Annotated in this window: 13 protein-coding genes; 8 read left to right on the top strand and 5 right to left on the bottom strand. The window is 33.5% G+C overall.

The features are described 5' to 3' along the window. The first annotated feature begins 866 nt into the window (after positions 1-866). From ACP6PL_RS05975 to ACP6PL_RS05965, 3 genes are all read left to right on the top strand, one after another. The gene (locus ACP6PL_RS05975) at positions 867-1358 is read left to right on the top strand and encodes a hypothetical protein (protein ID WP_426543545.1); all 492 of its coding nucleotides are present in this window, start codon (positions 867-869) and stop codon (positions 1356-1358) included. Between the two features lie 176 nt (positions 1359-1534). Beyond that, a complete protein-coding gene (locus tag ACP6PL_RS05970; protein ID WP_426543543.1) occupies positions 1535-1966 on the top strand; it encodes a tachylectin-related carbohydrate-binding protein in 432 nt (143 codons plus the stop codon). Between the two features lie 33 nt (positions 1967-1999). Further along, positions 2000-2266, top strand: a complete 267-nt coding sequence (locus ACP6PL_RS05965; RefSeq protein WP_426543681.1) for a tachylectin-related carbohydrate-binding protein — start codon at positions 2000-2002, stop codon at positions 2264-2266. 824 nt (positions 2267-3090) lie between these two features. Here the strand turns inward: ACP6PL_RS05965 and ACP6PL_RS05960 are convergent. Beyond that, the gene (locus ACP6PL_RS05960; protein WP_426543541.1) at positions 3091-4839 is read right to left on the bottom strand and encodes a hypothetical protein; all 1749 of its coding nucleotides are present in this window, start codon (positions 4837-4839) and stop codon (positions 3091-3093) included. Between the two features lie 1027 nt (positions 4840-5866). Here ACP6PL_RS05960 and dndE point away from each other — a divergent pair. Together dndE and ACP6PL_RS05950 are read left to right on the top strand one after the other, a co-directional pair. Beyond that, positions 5867-6253: a DNA sulfur modification protein DndE gene (gene dndE, locus ACP6PL_RS05955; RefSeq protein ID WP_426543539.1), complete on the top strand. Its 387-nt coding sequence runs from the start codon at positions 5867-5869 to the stop codon at positions 6251-6253. A 168-nt stretch (positions 6254-6421) separates the two neighbouring features. Then, positions 6422-6823, top strand: a complete 402-nt coding sequence (locus tag ACP6PL_RS05950) for a late competence development ComFB family protein (protein ID WP_426543537.1) — start codon at positions 6422-6424, stop codon at positions 6821-6823. Between the two features lie 271 nt (positions 6824-7094). Here ACP6PL_RS05950 and thiD read toward each other — a convergent pair whose 3' ends face one another. The 3 genes from thiD to ACP6PL_RS05935 form a co-directional block, all read right to left on the bottom strand. Continuing rightward, complete coding sequence (gene thiD, locus ACP6PL_RS05945) at positions 7095-7928, bottom strand: bifunctional hydroxymethylpyrimidine kinase/phosphomethylpyrimidine kinase (RefSeq protein ID WP_426543535.1); 834 nt, start codon at positions 7926-7928, stop codon at positions 7095-7097. A gap of 191 nt (positions 7929-8119) precedes the next feature. After that, on the bottom strand, positions 8120-9388 hold the full coding sequence (ftsZ, locus tag ACP6PL_RS05940; protein ID WP_426543533.1) for a cell division protein FtsZ: 1269 nt from the start codon (positions 9386-9388) through the stop codon (positions 8120-8122). 349 nt (positions 9389-9737) lie between these two features. Further along, positions 9738-10574, bottom strand: a complete 837-nt coding sequence (locus tag ACP6PL_RS05935; protein WP_426543531.1) for a cell division protein FtsQ/DivIB — start codon at positions 10572-10574, stop codon at positions 9738-9740. Between the two features lie 1109 nt (positions 10575-11683). On the opposite strand from ACP6PL_RS05935, the gene ACP6PL_RS05930 reads away from it, so the two are divergent. Together ACP6PL_RS05930 and ACP6PL_RS05925 are read left to right on the top strand one after the other, a co-directional pair. Further along, on the top strand, positions 11684-13027 hold the full coding sequence (locus ACP6PL_RS05930; RefSeq protein WP_426543679.1) for a P-loop NTPase fold protein: 1344 nt from the start codon (positions 11684-11686) through the stop codon (positions 13025-13027). A 660-nt stretch (positions 13028-13687) separates the two neighbouring features. Beyond that, the gene (locus ACP6PL_RS05925; RefSeq protein ID WP_426543529.1) at positions 13688-19291 is read left to right on the top strand and encodes a WD40 domain-containing protein; all 5604 of its coding nucleotides are present in this window, start codon (positions 13688-13690) and stop codon (positions 19289-19291) included. A 262-nt stretch (positions 19292-19553) separates the two neighbouring features. Here ACP6PL_RS05925 and ACP6PL_RS05920 read toward each other — a convergent pair whose 3' ends face one another. Continuing rightward, complete coding sequence (locus ACP6PL_RS05920; protein WP_426543677.1) at positions 19554-19685, bottom strand: hypothetical protein; 132 nt, start codon at positions 19683-19685, stop codon at positions 19554-19556. Between the two features lie 241 nt (positions 19686-19926). On the opposite strand from ACP6PL_RS05920, the gene ACP6PL_RS05915 reads away from it, so the two are divergent. Continuing rightward, complete coding sequence (locus tag ACP6PL_RS05915; protein WP_426543527.1) at positions 19927-20103, top strand: 16S rRNA (guanine(527)-N(7))-methyltransferase RsmG; 177 nt, start codon at positions 19927-19929, stop codon at positions 20101-20103. Positions 20104-20155: the final 52 nt, after the last annotated feature.

Raw genomic sequence — 20155 nt, 5'->3', positions numbered from 1 at the left:
ATCCGGCGTGTGCTTCAGAAAATGAATCAACTATTGTTCTATACGCAATAGTCAGAAAATTCCACTAACCATCTACATCCGACGTGAGCTTCAGAAAATGAAATTTATTATTGCGACCTACGCAATAGAACAGAAAATTCTGCTAACCATCTACATCCGGCAGCTGCTTCAGGAAATGAATTTATTATTGCAACCTACGCAATAGAAAGAAAATTTCACTAACCACCTACACCTAAGCGCTCGCTATGAAAACACAATCATAGCTAAAATCACCAACCGCCAATACCAGAAATATTTTCATCTCGTTAAGCTCCGCAAAGATTTTTTTTCCTCGTCAAATCTTTCTATCCATTCCTGCTGAGTAAAAAGCTATCAACATTTTCATTCTATGAAGCTCCCGAAAAAAATCGCGCGTCAAAGGATTTCCGGTTGCTTCCTCACAAAAATTCTGATATCATAAAATTTAACTTGGTTTGTTCGCCTATACGCATGATTTTTTATTCAACTAAATTTACTAACTAAACTACCACTAATACAGAAAAAGAAGGGTTTCAAGACGTATGGATAAAGCATAGAAAGAAGTGTTAGTGTAGCTTATCCGCAGGATAAAACAAACAACAATCCTGAAAATATTGAGTTTTCTTCTTCAACCTAACCTATACCTACTTTGGATATTCGAGAGTAGCTTATATTTCTTTCTCAAGTAAGACAAAATAAGCTTACAGAAGTTTTCTAGTTGATTAGGTACAGAGTGCTTAAGCTATTACTGCTGATATAAAAAGAGATAAGTTAACAATTATCCCTACAATTGAAAACATATTGTTCCTATACCTGTGCAAAATTCCTGCTATACCAAAACCTATATCTTGAGAGAATATATTCCATTAGCAACTGCTATTAATACAGAAAAAGCTCGTTCTGAACTATTAATTTCTCAAATTTTAGCCGATGTGAGACGACAATTAAATTATCGAATTAGTCTATTTTCAGGAACAGAATTTAATGTAGAAGCAGATTTAGGATTACAAGGATATTGTGATTTTTTGCTCAGTTTTTCCTCCGAACAATATTTCATTACAGCTCCAGTTATTACCATTGTTGAAGCTAAAAATGAAAATATTATTCGTGGGTTAGGACAATGTGTTGCTAGTATGGTTGGAGCGCAATTATTTAATCAGCGATCAGGTAATCCAGTTAAGGTTATTTACGGTGGAGTAACAACTGGAACAAATTGGAAATTTTTAACACTTGAAGAAAAAATTGTGCGTATAGATGCAGGGGAATATTACGTCAAAGAAATTGATAAAATTTTAGGAATTATTTTGCAGCCATTTCGAGAAGATCGAGAAAATTCTTGAATGCTCAATCCCTAGATTGTCTGAGAATCCATCCCTAAATCTATAAAAATAACCTAAATCCTTAAATAAATATAAAGTATTTTAGTAATGAAAGCCCGGTGTAATTAAGATATTTGATCAAAAATTTTTAATTCTTATCACATTTACGTTTAACCACAGTAAAGGAAGGACTAGAAATGAAAATCATACAAAGTCGCATAGCAAAAGTTTTACTTGCAAGTATTATCGCTCTCTTAACAATTTTTACGTCTGTTGTGAATTCTCAAAGTACCTCTGGTATTCTATTTGCTCAGAAACCTAATGGAGAATTATCATACTATAGCTATAGTGGCTCGCCAAACCTGAATAACTTTAACAACAATGGTAATGAAAGAGTAATATCTAGCGGTTGGAATATTTACAGCAAGATTTTTTCAGGAGGTTCTGGTATTATATTTGCTCAGAAACCTAATGGAGAATTATCATACTATAGCTATAGTGGCTCGCCAAACCTGAATAACTTTAACAACAATGGTAATGAAAGAGTAATATCTAGCGGTTGGAATATTTACAGCAAGATTTTTTCAGGAGGTTCTGGTATTATATTTGCTCAGAAACCTAATGGATAATTATCATACTATAGCTATAGTGGCTCGCCAAACCTGAATAACTTTAACAACAATGGTAATGAAAGAGTAATATCTAGCGGTTGGAATATTTACAGCAAGATTTTTTCAAGAGGTTCTGGTATTATATTTGCTCAGAAACCTAATGGAGAATTATCATACTATAGCTATAGTGGCTCGCCAGACCTGAATAACTTTAACAACAATGGTAATGAAAGGGTAATATCTAGCGGTTGGAATATTTACAGCAAGATTTTTTCAAGAGGTTCTGGTATTATATTTGCTCAGAAACCTAATGGATAATTATCATACTATAGCTATAGTGGCTCGCCAGACCTGAATAACTTTAACAACAATGGTAATGAAAGGGTAATATCTAGCGGTTGGAATATTTACAGCAAGATTTTCTAAAGAAGAATATCCTTTTTTTCTGGCAAGGAAACTACTCGCTAATACCCTCAATAGTAATGGACTGTTTCATCTAAAAGTAGAGAATATTTAGTAGGGTGCGTTTTCGACGTAATAGCCAACATGAAACACTGCGTGACATGAAAATGAAATGTAACGCACCACCTCTGTCAAATATTTCTATTCCAAATATTTTGGTTAGTGCGTTACGCTTTGGTTAGGAAATTTTCACTATCCATCACCTCTGGTGGGGTGCTTCAGAAAATAAATTGACTATTGCTCTATACGCAATAAAAGGAAAATTCTACTATCCATCTCCTCTGGCTGGGTGCTTCAGCAAAGGAAAATTCTACTATCCATCACCTCTGGCGTGTGCTTCAGAAAATGAAACTACTATTGCTCCATACGCAATAGTAGAGAAAATTCCACTACCCATCACCTCTGGCGTGTGCTTCAGAAAATGAAACTACTATTGCTCTATACGCAATAGTAGAGAAATTTCACTATCCATCACCTCTGGCTGGGTGCTTCAGAAAATGAAACTACTATTGCTCTATACGCAATAGAAGGAAAATTTTACTACCCATCACCTCTGGCTGGGTGCTTCAGCAAATGAATTTCCATTGTGGCAATAGAAAATTGTATATTAAAAATTTCCCATTGCATAATTTTAGATAAAACAGTTCACTACTAGACTCTTGGGTTTGGAGACCAAACCCCTACTCCCTACTCCCTACTCCCTTCTTCAAAATACAATTAGCATCCAAAACAAATAAACTATCATTCTGAAAAACAGTACAAATAGGTATAGTTGTTGCCAAAGCAGGAATATATCCTAACTGCAAAAAAGTAACCGCATCCTGTGCAGATTCATATTGCATTAACCAACTATTATCCTCAACATATTCTGGTGTAAAAGCACCACGATGTACCATCCAAAATTCTATCCCATACTTTTGAATAAAATTTTTCACGTCCATTAAATCTGAACTATATTGAGCAGCAATTAAATCTATAGTTCGTTGGCGGAATTGACTATAATAACCAACTTGATAAGGAATAGCATATTCTCTACCCAACAAAATAGAACGTTGAGCAAATGTAGGTAATAAATTTGCCTCTTCCTCCAAAGAAGCAATCAAAATATCTTCAGGTTGTTCTTGAAAAAAACTATATAAATCTGTAGCTCTGCCTACTTTATATTTAACGAGAGGAAAGCCTTTAACAAAAGCAGGATATAACACCAAAGATGCCAGAATTAAACCTGTTAAAACTAAAGATATAATAGCCTGGAATTTAATAGGAGACTTTTGTCTATTTTCTGCCCAATTAAACAAAGCATCAATAATTAAAGTAAGGGCGATCGCCGTTGCCAAAGCAATAATTATGCGGAAACTTAATCCTGTATATCTACTGGGAAGATGTAATCGAAAAAGTAAAGCATGAGCAATAAAAAACATTCCCAAAGATGACAGTAAGAGATGCACTAATAACCAAATACGACTGGTAATATTTTTGATTAAAGGAAAACTAGAACGAAAAGACAATAAAAACGGTAAAACTAACCCTGCACATTGAGTAGCAGGAGTAAATAAAGACTTCGGAAACATCCCACTACGTTTACCAGTTAACCAAAAATCTTTGGGATGAACATGAAAAAATGTACTACGCCCGTGAGGATAAAACTCTCTTAATTTCATCGCTGCTTCTCGACTAATAGCCGGTCCGAATTCCGAAGAAGTTAAAGCGTAAGGCAATAAAACAAAAAATGCAGTACTTAAACCAATTCCACAAAGTAGAAAATCTTGTTTTTCTGATGATAATTTAAATCTGCCATCTCTCCAGCAAATTAATCTCAAAATTAGCATTCCAGAAGCAATAAAAACATACTGTGGATAAAATAATCCAACCAGAGCGATCGCTATCCCCATTCTGACTAAAGAACCACTGATTAAATAATATAAAAAAGCCAGGAAAAATGGGTAAACAAATGCTCTAGGTGTAGCCGAAGCCACATCATCTTTCATCCAAATAGCTTGATTCATTACCAAACTTGCAATAAATCCTGCTATGGGAACTGGTAAAATTTCTAAACAGATTCTAAAAATATAGTAGGTGCAAATTAAACCTAAAATAAAAGGAATAATTTTCGCTAAAATAAATGGATTAATTCCTATAAATGCTGCACTTTTATAAAGCCAAGTATATCCGGCTGGAGCAACTGACTGAAAATAGTCAGCAATTAGATCGTTAGGAAATAAATCGGGATTAAAAAAACGTTGCATCCAAAAAATATGTTGTCTGGCATCATCTTGTACGCTCAGACTACTAGCAAAAGCTTTTTTGAGTGCTAAAAAACCATAAAGCACGGCAAAAGTCATGCTAAGACTAAACCAAAATACCACCCCTTGATACGATTTTTTATTGATAGGATAAGTCAAAAATTTATGTAAATTTGAAATTAACATTTACCATATAAAATTTATTGATTAGGCTAATTTTAACAGATATTTAAAATATTTTTTTCTGCTATTGCTATAAAAATTGTTTTCTCTAAGCTTTCCGAATAACTATCATTAGTAATCTAAATTGTCAGTCGGTATATCGTATTTTCATTTGAAATTCAACCATGATAAATTAAAAAAAAGGAACAGCCATTACTGAGAATAGGGAAAAATACAAAATAATTTGATAATTTTTGGGAGATTAGGAGAAATAAGAAATTGCCTTCAGACCTTAAATTGCTATAAATATAAAAATCTTATTTTGCCGATAGAATTTTATGAGGGTTACTAATAGACTTTGTATGCAAAGTTTTCCAGTATTAATGTAGGGTTTAACTATATACTTAATTTGTTACAAAAGTTTAGAATTAACAGATTAAGTTTAGGTTATAGTTCAATATATGTAGTAGTAAAATACTTTAGCTATAAATATAAAGCTCTAAATGTTGATTTGTATCAATAATCTCTAAATATAGCAATCTTATTTTAGTTGTGAGATATTGTAGACTTTGAGGCAACAAGGAATATTGAAATTATCACATCTGATTAGTATATTTTTTGATTAAATATTAGGTAAATAACTTATTGTAGCTATCAATAAATATATAGCAATCCTATTTAAATTGTAATATTTTGCTAGCGAATCGCCATTCGCCCGTACAGGAGTTAGATATGGGAGCTCTTGGATTAGCGACGTACAAAATTTCAAAGGTTTTTAGTTAAAATTAACTGTTTAAAAATTATCACAACTAATCATCAGATTGCTATAGTAAGCTCTCATATTTTATTTTTTTCAGATGAGGCCCCAGGCAACTGGCAATAAGCAATGGCAAAGCAATTAAGGTAAATTTTTCTGATTTGAAAAAACATAGTTGAAGCATATCTTACCCGAATCCCAAATGGATTTTTATAGATTAAATAAATTGAAAAAAACTAATTTTATCCCAATTATAGATAGCTATATCTAAATACCTGATTTAAATACCTGATTATGGAACCACCAATTGAACGAATACGACTTTCTCAAGTAGCCAAAGAACAGTTAACAAAACTTAAACGTAATACTAAAATTGACCAGTGGAATATCCTTTGTCGTTGGGCATTCTGTTGCTCTTTGGCAGAATCAACTATTCCCTCTCCAGTGCCAATTCCTGCTGATAGCAATTTAGAATTAACATGGAGAATTTTTGGCGGGAAATTTTCTGACATACTATTGTTAGCTCTTAAGCAACGTTGCTATAATGACGGAATAGGTATAGACCAAGAAACTTTGGCCACCCAATTTAGGCTACATTTGCATCGAGGCATTGGATATTTAGCTGGTAACCAGAATATTAAACAGATAGAAGACTTAATCGTAACTGTTATTTCCTCATAATCAAATTTCTATTCACTAAATAGTAATAATAGTAATAGTAATAGTAATAGTAGTAGTCATTTGAATGAAATAAATTAAATTAATTGAGGGATTCTAATCATAAACTTGAGGTTAAAACAGCTAGAAAAAGTACAAAAAAGTATATCAGTAGGAGATAGGAAAATAATTATGGTAGTTAATTCTAAAAAGAAATATATAAATATTATGGAACAGATGGTAGCAGATGAAGTAAATCGTCAAATCACTTTACTTCCTCAAAAGTTAGCCAAATATATTAAGAGAGCTGATGTAGAAACTTATGCCCTGAATCGTCTCCCACCCTTATATGCTTCAAGTAAGGAAGGTTGGAAGTTCCAAACAAAAAAAGCTGAAGAAGATTATCAAAAGCAAATTGTTTCAGGAGTACGTCATGCTTTTGCTGCAGTACAAAGAGATCTTCTGAAAAACTCAACTCCTTTATTTGTAGAAGAAGCTCAAAAAGCATCTTCTTCACAATCTGAAGAAGACAACAATAAAAAATATAGCTGGCATCACGATCGCTACTATCGCCTAGGGAGTGCAAGAAGATAAATATATTGTGTTATTTTACTGGAAATGGCTGATAGTTACTAATTTACTACTAGCCATTTTCTGCAAATTTAGGATATTTTTGAATTAGAATAATTTTGACTAATAATATTAACTATTTGACTACTTTTCTTTTTGCCATGAAAAACGGTTATTTTGATTAGTTAAAGTTTATTTCAGATTTATGAGATATAGTTATATGAAGAACTATTTAAAGTTCTTATGTTCCCTTTTCCCTCTTCCCTACTCCCCCAAAATTATGTACCTCATCAAGTTACAAACTGCTGTGAGTGTTTAATAACAAAGGGAAAAAATGTCCGATAGGTCCTTGACCTTGACCAATTTGCAAAGCATACTTTAAAGCATTTGTGACATAATCCTTAGCCAATTTAACAGCAGAAAATAAATCTTTCCCTTGGGCTAAATTAGCTACTATTGCTGCTGAGAGAGTACAACCAGTACCGTGAGTATTAGTAGTATCAACTGTTGCAGTTCTCAAAATTTCAAAGCGCTCCCCATCAAACCAAACATCTGCTCCTCGCAAATTATCCTTCAGAGCACCCCCCTTTACCAAAACAGTTTTTACCCCTAATTTGTGAATTTTCTCAGCCGCCAGTCGCATATCATTAATATCATTAATATCTAAACCCGCAAAAATCTGAGCCTCATAAATATTAGGAGTAACGATACTGGCTTTTGGTAGCAAAAAATCCCGTAAAGCTGCCACCGCCGAATCATCAATCAACTGAACACCTGCACGGGACACCATTACTGGGTCTACCACCAATTGTTTTAAACTTAAAGTCTCCACTGCCTCAGCCACACCCAAAATAATCTCTTGGTTGAGCAACATTCCTGTTTTAGTTGCGTGGACACCTATATCTTTGACAATTGCTTCAATTTGTGCTTTTACCGCTTCTGGCAACAAAGCATCAACCCTATTCACTCCCAAAGTATTTTGGGCAGTGATACAAGTCAAAGCACTTGTACCATGAACACAATGAAAAGCAAAAGTACGCAAGTCTGCCTGAATACCTGCTCCACCGCCACTATCAGATCCAGCAATAGTCAAAGCAACAGGAATACTTGATGCCATCAAATCAGCCATAACAATTGATATAATATATAGGGAGTTAGATATAGCGCTACGCGCAAGTCAAAAGTCAAAAGGCAAAAGGCAAAAGTAATTTATGACTGAGCTTTTTCTGCAGAAATGCTCCGCAAACAGCATTCAGTTATGTCTGAGCCCTTTGCTTCGACTAGCTATATCAAGACAAGAAATTTCCTTTGCTTTAATCTTTATCTATTAGGTGGATTTCGTCGCCTTTGCAGAAAGTCAGGAATATCTAATCCTGGTAATTTTTTTTGTGGCTCAGGGGTTTGATTAGGAGTCTGGTTAGGACTGGGTACTGGTCGTCTTGGTTGTGTCTTTTCCTGGGTAGGTTGAGTTTGTACTTCTCCACTAAAACCAGTAGCTATGACAGTAATTTTAATTTCTCCCTGAAGTTTTTCATCAATTACAGCGCCAAAAATAATATTGGCATTAGGATCGACAACTTCATAGATAATCTCAGCAGCAGCATTAACCTCATGTAAAGTTAAATCAGTACCACCAGTAATATTAAATACAACTCCTCTTGCTCCTTCAATGGAAGACTCAAGTAAAGGAGAAGAGATTGCCATATTGGCTGCTTCCCTTGCCCTAGACTTACCAGATCCCATACCAATTCCCATCAACGCCGAACCAGCATCAGCCATAACTGCTCTGACATCAGCAAAGTCAACATTTACTAATCCAGGCACAGTAATAATATCTGAAATCCCCTGTATACCTTGACGCAAGATATCATCTGCTATTCTAAAAGCTTCTTGTACAGGAGTTTGTTCATTAATAACAGATAGCAAGCGATTATTGGGGATCACAATTAAAGTATCTACTCTAGTTTGTAGAGCAGTAATTCCTTCATCAGCTTGAGTAATTCGGCGTCTTCCCTCGAAAGTAAAAGGTCGAGTTACAACCCCTACTGTTAGAGAGCCTGCTTCTTTAGCAATTTCAGCTATAACTGGAGCAGCGCCAGTACCTGTACCGCCTCCCATTCCAGCAGTAATAAATACTAGATCGGGATGATCTAAAGCATTAGCTATTTCATCTCTAGATTCTTCCGCTGCTTTTTGCCCAATAGCAGGATTACCCCCTGCCCCCAAGCCTCTTGTCAGCTTTTGTCCAAGTTGTAGGCGTTTAGGAGCATGGGACAGAGTTAAGGCTTGGGCATCTGTGTTAACCGTCCAAAATTCTATACCAGAGACCTCACTAGCAATCATTCGGTTAACAGCATTGCCGCCACCCCCTCCCACACCAATTACTTTAATTTTTGCCGCATTACTTGGCACGATATCATCACTCCTGGATTCTTCTTTTGTTATACCTTTAGGGTCATAATCTTGTTCTCCATACAATCCTGGGCTATTACGAAATGGATTAGAGACTTTTTTTGGCAATGGAAAACTTCCTTGTCCTTGAGATTGGGGACTTTCATTGTTGACCCCTGGTTGATTATTCACTATCATTATTGGGGATGGTAGATATACAGTTTTTTTACTCTAAGTTAGTTTATAGCTTACCAGGATAGCTCTTGGCAGAGATTAGTCAATCATATTCTAAAATATGTTGCACTATAATCCAACAAATGGACTTAGTTTATTCATTTTGCTTTTTTGGGAACTTTACTTAATACAGAAGCGTCTTTAAATAAATTTTTATATATTTTTACAGTTTTCTAAAGATTACCATTAGAAACTTTTGATAACTATTTTATTACTTTGAAAGGGCATAGAATTAAATCTATTTTACCTTGGAGTTTTCCTGGAACTCAAGGCCACTTCTCAAAATACTTTGAAATTAGAAATTTTTGTAGATTTAATTTGACTGAATTTTAATTGCTCTAGATTTATTCGGTAACTGAATTAAAGGAGATTCTGGATTTTTTAGATCAATATAGGACATTCGCCGAATATCAATTTTATTCGGTAATTCTCGCATCCGGTCTAAGACATTTAATTGTTCACTAAATCGAGAGCTGTACTGTCCGAGATGTACTAATCCTAATTCAGTTGTCAGAATTAAATTTCCTGGATCTTCCCAATTAATCTCAAATACCTTAACAGGACTACGACTTAAACTTTGGTATAGAGGATGCCAATATTGACGATATTGTTCAGTAAAACCAATTACTTTTAGAGTAGGTAAAGATCCAGTTCTTTCTAGAGCAGAAAAGCTTTCTAGAGGTATCCAGTTGCCATAAGCATCTAACCATCCCATTTTTTGTGAGTTACCAGTACCTACCTTGCTTTTGAATTGAGTAATTGCTACAGGGCGTCTTTCTGTAATCTCTATCCTTAAACCCGGAGGAAATAAATGACGACTAATTTTTGCCTTAGCAATTGGACTATGTGACTCTAAATTCTGAGTTAATATTTGTGGTTGAATTCCCCAAATAGATTGAGGATAATCTAAAGTAATTAGAGATAATATTGCTCTGTCTGAAAGTAATTGATTACCTTCTACGGTTAATTGTTCTTGTTTAGTTATTAGCCAAATTGGTTGAGTAATTGTCCACAGTAGACCTGATGCTAAACCACTAACTGCTAGTATCTGCCAGATTATAATTACTAATTTTAAACGTCTTTGACGGCGTAATGTTTGTCGCCGACTTGTTAAATCTGATTGAGAAACCGATCCAATACTATTAGTCATTTACTTAATTTATTTAATTTATACTAAATCTCAAAAAGTTTGCTAAATATCCAGAAATAAGCTGTTAGGTGTTATACAAATTTATAAATGTTTGCTACAAATAGCTAGGCTATCTCTTAGAATTCAGGAGTCATAATTAATATATTTGATACCATTTTTTATGTTGTAAGTTCTCTTTTTCCTTAAAAAAAAATTTCTGATCGAGTCTTTTAATAGTACTTATTATTCGTAATATTATTCAAAATAACATTAAAAAAAATTAAAGTATGAATTTAATTTTCCCCTTCAAGTATGAATATTTGATAAGTGCTATTATTTACTAATTAATATTCTTAAAAATTACCTTTTTTTCAGGATAATTATTATGTAATTTAATTACATATTTTTTTATTTTCAATAGACCTATTTGGAAAAGAAGGAGTAGGGAGTAGGGGAAAATAATTAATGATTTATGCACGATAATTAATTTGATTTTTAATTATCGGAGATGTCTAATTAGAAATATATAGCAATTCCCAAAAACGTGATGTACAAAATTATAGGCTTTAGGCAACAAGGAACAGGGAAAAAATATATAAAGTGTACTTCACGCTTACTGAAAAACGCTATATTGATTTTTTTGCTCTTTCAAATGATTTATATAGGGAATAAAACTTGTGTTTATTATAAATCATCTAATTAATTGTCTTCTCTGTTTATAGAAGCCATTTGAAATCTATTTAAAAAGATAAGCAGAATATGAGGAGATGGGGAAAATACGACTATTTTTTAAGCTTTTTTCTATAGTCCTGCATAGTAATGGCGAAAATATACATTTTTTTCCTATACTCCCCACACTCCTCATACTCACCACACTTCCTATACTATTACTATGCACCACCATCCTTTTTTCTATATACCCCTCTCCATCTCCTGACTCCCGTTCAAAAAAACTTAATCGCTGCCATTAATACCATTTGGTATATACTTTATTTCCTCTAGGGTAATGATTATTGATGCTTTTACCCCTAGGTGTTGATATACCTCTTGCCCAGATTAAAAGAATCCAGGAAAATAACACTCAGCAATATTACAAAATACTACTTTGTTTATATATAGGAAAACAAGTGTTGAGTGAACTAGACTTAATTAAATTTTACAAAGCTTGTAACCCTAGCAAGACCCTGATAGTAGGGAACCCTGAAGATCAACAATATTACATAGATTTTGCTAGTGTCAGGGGTAGTGACATTATCAGAAAGTTAGAAAGAACCATAACACTTTTATCTGAAAATCAGCCATCTTGTCAACTCTTTACAGGACATATCGGTTGTGGTAAGTCCACTGAATTATTTCGACTGAAAGATAAACTAGAAAAACAGGGATATCACGTTGTTTACTTCGAGTCTTCTGAAGACTTAGATATGGGAGATGTAGATATTAGTGACATTTTGCTGGCGATCGCTCGTCAAGTCAGCGAAAGTATGGAACAAACGAAAATCAAAATCAAACCAGGTTACTTCCAAAAGCTATTTACTGAAGTATCAGAAGTTTTACAAACCCCCATAGAACTTTCAACAGAAGCAGAATTATCTGTGGGAATTGCCAAAATTACTGCTAAAACTAAAAATTCCCCTAAACTACGTTCTCAATTAAGACAATACCTCGAACCACGAACCAGCACTATTCTAGAATCAATAAATCAAGAATTACTTGAACGTGCCAATACAGAACTCAAACGCCGAGATAAGAAAGGACTTGTTGTTATTGTTGATAATTTAGATCGTGTAGACAACTCACCCAAATCCTGGGGACGTACTCAACCAGAATATTTATTTGTAGATCGAGGCGAACAACTCAAAAAACTAAACTGTCATGTAGTGTACACAATTCCCCTTACTTTAATGTTCTCTAATGATTATGGTAGATTATCCAGTCGATTTGGAGTTAAACCAAAAATCTTACCAATGGTACCTGTACAAATTAGGTGCAAAAAACCCACAATGGAACCTAACGATTATGAACCTGGAATGGCATTATTAAGAGAAATGGTATTAGCTAGAGCTTTTCCAGAAATACCTTCCCAACAACGTCTAGAATTGATCCCCAGTCTTTTTGACACCCCTGAAACCCTTGATAGACTTTGCCGCATCAGTGGAGGTCATATGCGACGACTGTTAATGTTGCTCTACAGTTGTCTCCAACAAGAAGATCCTCCTTTCTCTAGTGAATGTTTAGAAAATGTGATTCAGGAATACCGAGATGATCTAATTAGAGCTATTACTGCTGATGAATGGGAGTTGTTATTTAAAGTAGTACAAAATCAAAGAGTGACTGGGGAAGAAGAATGCCAAACTTTACTTAGGAGTATGTTTGTTTTTGAATATAGAGATAAGAATGGTCATTGGTTTGGAATTAATCCATTATTGGCAGAAACTAAAAAATATGTTAGTTGGATTAATACTAATTATTAGGAGAGTAGATTACACCAAAGTCAGCGAATAGTTATGATGTATTGACTATTTTAAGACTATCATCTTATCAAAATAATTGGGTTTAAAACTCCACCTTTTAAGGAAAAATTTTTGGAAATGGTTGCTCACAATAACCGTAACAAAAACGACTTATGACTTTTGATTCATTAACTGACGACTCCTTCCTAGTCTTGAGGAATATTCCTTTTTCAAAAGATTTGATGACCGATTGAAAAAATAAGTATCTGGTCATAATTAAAATTATTTGAATTGTAGGAGTCAGGAATCAGAATTGTTTTGGTGAATTTACTTGTTCTAATTATTTTAAGTTTAATTTTGCCTACCTACTTAATTAGGGTTTGCTGAATAAATCTAAAAGCATGGGCAGATAAAGGTTGGAGCATTTTCAAGTCCGGAAAAAGTAGGATATTTTAAGCCAGAGTAAGCTCAAAAAGTTAGTATTTGGGTAAGAGTTATAGAAGTTGGAGCAAAGGATAATTTTTCTGAGTACCTGCTGTATAACTCCCTGTCTCTCTTTACTCTTCAGTGCTCCCTACTCCCTACTACCTGCTCCCTCCCTTCACCATCAGACTTTTGAGCACAACCCCTAATTAAAGTTTTAGTCTTTAGCAGTAAATTAGGTAATAGTATTTAGTCAATATGAAAGCTTTAAAAAACTTGGAAGAAAGTATCATTTACAATCAGCGATCGCTCAAAAGACTGATTAGGTCTGTCACTCTTTCTCAGGGACAATTTTCACTGATTTTAGTTTGCTGTAACTATCAATACTTACAGCAAACAATGATGATACAAGTGAGAGAGCTATCTTCAACAAAAATTCAAGAAATAGTATTACCAAAAACTGTTAAAACTCTATATACAACAATTTATCAACAATTAGAAAATTTTCCCGAACCACCAGCAATAATGATATTTGACTTAGAGAAAGTAGAAGCAATAGATGAGCTACTAACTTCTACTAATCAAGTCAGAGATGAATTTCGGAAAAAATTCTGTTTTCCTCTAGTTTTGTGGATAACAGATGAATTATTAGCTAAATTAATTAGATTAGCACCAGATTTTAAAAGTTGGGCAGCAGCTACAATCAAATTTGAACTAGCGAATTGTGATTTAATACATTTACTTAGACTAGAAATAGAGGATTATTGGATAGATAATTCTGCTCATCAACAACAATTAATACCATTATCAGAAAATCCTATAATTCCTCAGCTTTTACTTTCTAGTTGTGTCGATCAAGCCAACTGTTCTTATTTTAAAGGCTTATCTAAAAATAAACGTCAAGAAATAGATTTAGCTCTCAAAGACCTAAAAAATCGTGACCAAGATTTGGAACCTATTCTTGCAGCAAATATAGAATTAATTATTGGTCGAGATAACTACTACAATGAAGAGATAGATTCTGCTATTGCTCATTATCAAAAAAGTCTAAATTTGTGGAAGTATAAAGTTAGGGAGCAATGTTATCTGCATCAACCGGAATATCCTAAATTACCAATTATTAGCGATAGATTTATCCTGGAACAACAAGGGATAGTTCTATATAATATTGCTTTATGTTATTATCTTAAATCAATTCTAAATCCCCTAGATAATTGTCAAGAACTAGAACAAGCAAAATTGAAACTTCAAGAATCAAAACAACTTTTTGAAAAAGTGAATAGTTTTGTTTTAGTAGCTGAGGTAATTACAACATTAGGACAAGTTGCAAAGCAGATGAAAGCTTGGGGAGAATTAGAAGCTATTGCTTTAGAAGGACTAACAATACATAACGAATATGGAAATGAGTTACAAATAGCACAAGATTACGGTTTTTTAGCAGAAGTTGCTCTGAAAAAACTAAATTGGGTTCAAGCTCAGAAGCTATCTGAAAGAGCACTTAATATTTTATTTTATGCCAAAAATATAACATTACCAACGGAAAAAAATAGATACTTATTTTTACTAGCAAAAAGTGTCAAAAAATTAGATCGTTCAGGAGAAGCAATTCAATATCTAGAATTTGCCAAAGCAACAGAGAAAAATGCAATTCAAAATAGTTTGAAAACTTCAGAAAGTAGAGACCCCAAACTTTATCTGGAGATTTTAACAGAATTACGATCGCTTTATTATGAGCAAGGAAAATATTTACAAGCATTCCGCTTAAAAACAACCCAGAGAAAAATTGCACATCAATACGGACTTTTAGCCTTTATTGGTGCATCTCAGTTGCAACCACAAAAACAAAGTTATATCAACGAATCATTAGATTATCAGGATACTTTACCCTCAGAAATAACTGCCTCCAGTCGTCAAAAAGATATTAATAATCTGATAGAAAGAATAAGTCGAGATGACTATAAATTAACAATTATTCATGGTCGTTCTGGTGTAGGTAAAAGTTCTTTAGTTAATGCCGGATTAGTACCAGCTTTAAACAATATTATTATTTCGGCACGAGATACTATACCAGTGGTAGTACAAGTATATAGTGATTGGTTAGGAGAGTTATCAGATTGTCTGGAGAAAACGTTACAAAAAAAAGAGAAAAATTTGAATGATAAAAATCTTATAAAGCCAGAAACAAATTATACACAAGATCAATACTTTTTGTCTCCTTCGCCATCAAAAAATTCTAGTACAGAAGTAGAAAAAATCACTCCATATTTATGTGCTATTACAGATAAATTTCAATTGATAGAATCATCAATTCTGGCACAATTAAAAAACAATGTTGAAAATAATTTATTAACAGTAATAATCTTCGATCAATTTGAAGAATTTTTCTTTATTAGCAATACCACTGAAGAGAGAGAAGCATTCTATACATTTCTCCAGAATTGTCTAAATATTCCCTTTGTCAAAATAATTTTCTCCATGAGAGCAGATTATTTACATTATTTATTGGAATGTGATTTTATCAATTATCTAGATGTCATTAATAACAATATTTTAGACAAACAGGTTCGTTACCATTTAAGAGATTTTTCTAGAGAAGATGCCTATGCTGTTATGGAATGCTTAACTAAAAGAGCAAAATTTAATTTAGAACCACAATTAATTGATGCAATTGTTGATGGTTTAGCAGATGAAAAACAGCAAATTCGCCCGATAGAATTACAAGTAGTAGGAAGCCAACTGCAAGAAGAAAAACCTCCGATTAAAACCTTAGCTCAATTCCAACAAAAATTTGGCATTAATCCGCAAAAGGCGAAAGGAAAACTAATCAAAAATTTTTTAGAGCAAGTAATTTTAGATTGTGGCAAGGAAAATGAGGAAGCTACTATGCAAATTTTATTTACACTAACTAATGATAATCTAACCAGAGCTAGTCGCACCGAAACAGAATTATTAGAAATAATTCAAAAATTTATCAAACCAAATTTGCCCGCCAAAAATCCGTCTAAAAATTTTATTGAAAATCAACTTAGTTATATTCAAGAAAGCAAAAAACTGCTTCACTTAATTTTAGAAATATTAATAGATTCAGGATTATTATTTATCCGCAAAGAGTTCCATGAAAAACATTACCAGCTAGTTCACGATTATGTAGTCAAACCAATCCGTAAAAGATTTAATTTAGAAGAGAGATTAAGCCAAGCTGAACTAGAAATAAAACAAGCTGAAATTGCCAAAAATCAGGCAGAAACAGATAGAATAATTAGCCAAGCCCAACTAAATATAGTTTTAAAACGACAACTAGCAGCAGCAATCGTAGGAATTATATCAATGTCACTTTCAACCATTGCTACACTAGGTTTTTGGCAAAAAACAATATTTCAAAAACAAGTAGCAACTGCTGAAAAACATCGGGCAGATATTAATAGTATGACTGCTGTTTCAGAAGCATTATTTTTCTCAGGTTATAAATTTGATGCTCTGATAGAAAGTATCAGAGCAGGTCAAAAATGGCAACAAATTAAACAATTATTAGGAGAAAATAAATTATCAAATGATACAGAATATCGTATTGCAGCCTCTCTTCAGCAAGCAGTTTATGAAGTCAACAAATATAACCATTTAGAAGAACATAGTAATATAGTTTGGAGTGTCATATTCCATCCTGAAGGAAACTTAATTGCCTCTGCTAGTGCAGATAAGACTATTAAATTATGGAGTCGAGATGGCAAATTACAAAAAACCTTAACAGATCATACAAATGGAGTGAGCAGGATTAGCTTTAGTTCAGATGGCAAATATCTAGCTTCAGCTTCCGACGATCAGACAGTTAAAATCTGGGATCTTCAGCAACTAGAAAAGAAGCCCCTATCTCTCAAGAGTCATCGTAAATCTGTATTAACAGTTGACTTCAGTCCTAATAGCAAAATATTAGCATCAGGCTCACTAGACAAAACTATCAAAATTTGGAACAACACAGGTGTATTACTAAGAACAATCAAAACTAAATCAGTTATCCAATGGGTTAGCTTTAGTCCGAATGGAAAAATCATTGCTGCTGCTAATAAAAATGGCACGGTACAATTGTGGAATCTCAATGGGAAACTTTTGGCAACCTTAAAACATGGATATCAAAATAATAATTATCCAGTGTACAGCGTCAATTTTTCTCCTGATGGTAGAAGTCTGGTTACAGCAAGTGGGGATAAAACATTCAAAATTTGGCGTTTTTCCCGAAACAGACCAATTCTTAAAAAGACAATAAAGGGACACAAAGAACAAGTTATTAGTGCCAGTTTTTCTCCTGATGGCAAAACAATAGCTTCCTCCAGTGAAGACAAAACTATCAAAATTTGGGACTTAGATGGAACCCTTTTGAAAACTTTTTCGGGTCATGGAGATACAGTTACTGAGGTTAGTTTCAGCCCAGATGGCCAAACTCTGACTTCAGCTAGCTATGACAAAACTATTAAGTTGTGGAGTCTCAAAAATAGCTCTCTAAATATTCTGCAAGGACATCAACATAGAGTTCTTGGTGTGAATTTCACTCAAGATAGTCAAATCTTAGCTTCTGCATCTCAAGACAATACTATTAAACTATGGAGTCGCACAGGTAAGTTACTGAATACTCTCAGGGGGCATACTGATAGAGTGGCAAGTGTAAGTTTTAGTCCAGATGGTCAGATTCTCGCTTCAGGTAGCTATGACAATACGGTAAAATTGTGGTACTTCAATTCTCCAGAGAAAATCTGGAACTGGGAATTGCTTGAAGATCCTCAACATTGGCAACTTTATGACAAATATAATCAGCTTTTTTCTCGTAAGAATGAGAAAAGCAAATTATATTTTAGGGAAGAGGGAAAAATTAAAGATGATTGGGATAATAAGTTAAGTTGTTTTGTGAGAGTAGGTAATTTTTGTCTTGTCCCTTTGAACAAAATTATTCCCTTTTTTCCCATAAATTTTTCCCTACTGCCACATCAGTCTTTTGAGTCAGAAAAATATAGCAGTTTGCTTAACATTACTATCGATAGTCAAGTAAAAGTTTCCAGTAGGCTGGGATGCCCAATATCAATAGAAACTCTTTGTTTTGATGGGAATAGGAATACAAGTTATCATTCTCCTGATTTTACCTCCCAAAATATCAATCTTATAGGACATACCCATCATGTGATGAGTGTCAGCTTTAGTCCAAATAATCAAATTATTGCTTCTGGTAGCAAAGATAAAACGGTAAAGTTGTGGAACCGTCAAGGTAAGTTGCTGAAAACTTTAGATGGACATGAAGAATGGGTCAGTAGTGTGAGTTTTAGTCCAGATGGTAAAATGCTCGCCTCTGCTAGTGATGATGGCAAGGTGAAACTATGGACTCACAAAGGTGTGCTGCTAAGAACTATTAATGCTCACAAAGCTTGGATTTTGGGAGTAAGTTTTAGTCCAGATAGTCAGGCGATCGCTACAGGAAGTTTTGATAATACGGTAAAACTTTGGAGTATTAATGGTGAGTTACTGAAAACTTTTTTAAAAGGTGCTAGTGATAGTATTACCAGTGTTAGTTTTAGTCCAGATGGTGAGGTAATTGCTTCGTCTAGTTATGATGGTAAAATTAAGCTCTGGAGTCTTTATGATGGTAGTTTATTAAAAACTTTGAGCAGTCATAAAGATAGTGTGATGAGTGTAAGTTTTAGTCCTGATGGTAAGTTGTTAGCTTCTGGTAGTAGAGATAATAATGTTATTTTGTGGAATTTAGCATTGGATGATTTGTTAGAAAAGGGTTGTAGTTGGGTCAGTGATTATTTACAGACTAATCCTCATGTTTCCCAGAGCGATCGTCAACTTTGTGAACAATTAAATTATGGGGAATAGGCATCAGTTATCAGTTATTAGCCTTTTTTCAGTGAACAGTTATCAGTTATCAGTTATCAGTTTTTTCTGTTTTTTTAATTATGGAAAATAAGATTTTGCCAATCTCATCTGCGTCTTGATGGATACTTTCAAAGGCTTTTTGTCAATATAATTCAATATAATTATTATCTTTGAGGAGAGACAACTAATACTTTGTTTTTAATGCTTCTTTATAAGCCATAGACATTTTTACTCTAAAGTCAGCCTGAGATATATAGTAGTCCTAAATGAAAATAGAGAAGCACTCTAGACAGCGTAAGGTATTGACACAAAACCTTTCTCCAAAATCATCTAGGATTACTATACCTCCATTTGCTTCTGCTATGTTGGCTTCAATAGATGTTCCACTTCTCAGTAGTTGTTTAGATAATACATATTCTTTTTTTTATTCTGTTAAATATTTATAAGCTTTGACAATTCTAATGGCAAATTGATAAGCTTTTTGATAGATAATACTTTTATTTATATCCATAAACTCCTGAAAAAGCTAAAAACTAAAAGCTGATAACTGATAACTGATAACTGAAATGACCTAATCTATATTATAAGTGTTCATCTGGAGATAATATAACACCCTACTTCTAAATTCTAAAATAATGAATGATAATAATAGACAAATTTTGCCAGAAATGAATTCTCTTTGGCAAGAAACATTAAATTGGCAGCCAACAATACAACAAAAACAACAATTTCAGAAACTTTATGAGCCAATTATTGTTGGAAATAAAAAGTTAAATTTAATTAGAATTACCCAATTATTAATAATTGGGTAATTCTGGTTTAAAGCCTCCCCTTGGATAGGGGAAAAAGCGGTCGTTTGCGGAG

Origin of the sequence: Dapis purpurea BLCC-M126, from assembly GCF_050015975.1 — a bacterium.
In the GTDB taxonomy this organism is placed as follows: Bacteria; Cyanobacteriota; Cyanobacteriia; order Cyanobacteriales; family Microcoleaceae; genus Trichodesmium.
This window is presented reverse-complemented; position numbering and strand designations above follow the sequence as displayed.

Bases quoted from the DNA above. Each gene is read 5' to 3' on its own strand.
- ACP6PL_RS05970 (WP_426543543.1), top strand. From the start codon at position 1,535: ATGAAAATCATACAAAGTCGCATAGCAAAAGTTTTACTTGCAAGTATT.
- ACP6PL_RS05960 (WP_426543541.1), bottom strand. From the start codon at position 4,839: ATGTTAATTTCAAATTTACATAAATTTTTGACTTATCCTATCAATAAA.
- dndE (WP_426543539.1), top strand. From the start codon at position 5,867: ATGGAACCACCAATTGAACGAATACGACTTTCTCAAGTAGCCAAAGAA.
- ACP6PL_RS05950 (WP_426543537.1), top strand. From the start codon at position 6,422: ATGGTAGTTAATTCTAAAAAGAAATATATAAATATTATGGAACAGATG.
- thiD (WP_426543535.1), bottom strand. From the start codon at position 7,928: ATGGCTGATTTGATGGCATCAAGTATTCCTGTTGCTTTGACTATTGCT.
- ftsZ (WP_426543533.1), bottom strand. From the start codon at position 9,388: ATGATAGTGAATAATCAACCAGGGGTCAACAATGAAAGTCCCCAATCT.
- ACP6PL_RS05935 (WP_426543531.1), bottom strand. From the start codon at position 10,574: ATGACTAATAGTATTGGATCGGTTTCTCAATCAGATTTAACAAGTCGG.
- ACP6PL_RS05925 (WP_426543529.1), top strand. From the start codon at position 13,688: ATGAAAGCTTTAAAAAACTTGGAAGAAAGTATCATTTACAATCAGCGA.
- ACP6PL_RS05915 (WP_426543527.1), top strand. From the start codon at position 19,927: ATGAATGATAATAATAGACAAATTTTGCCAGAAATGAATTCTCTTTGG.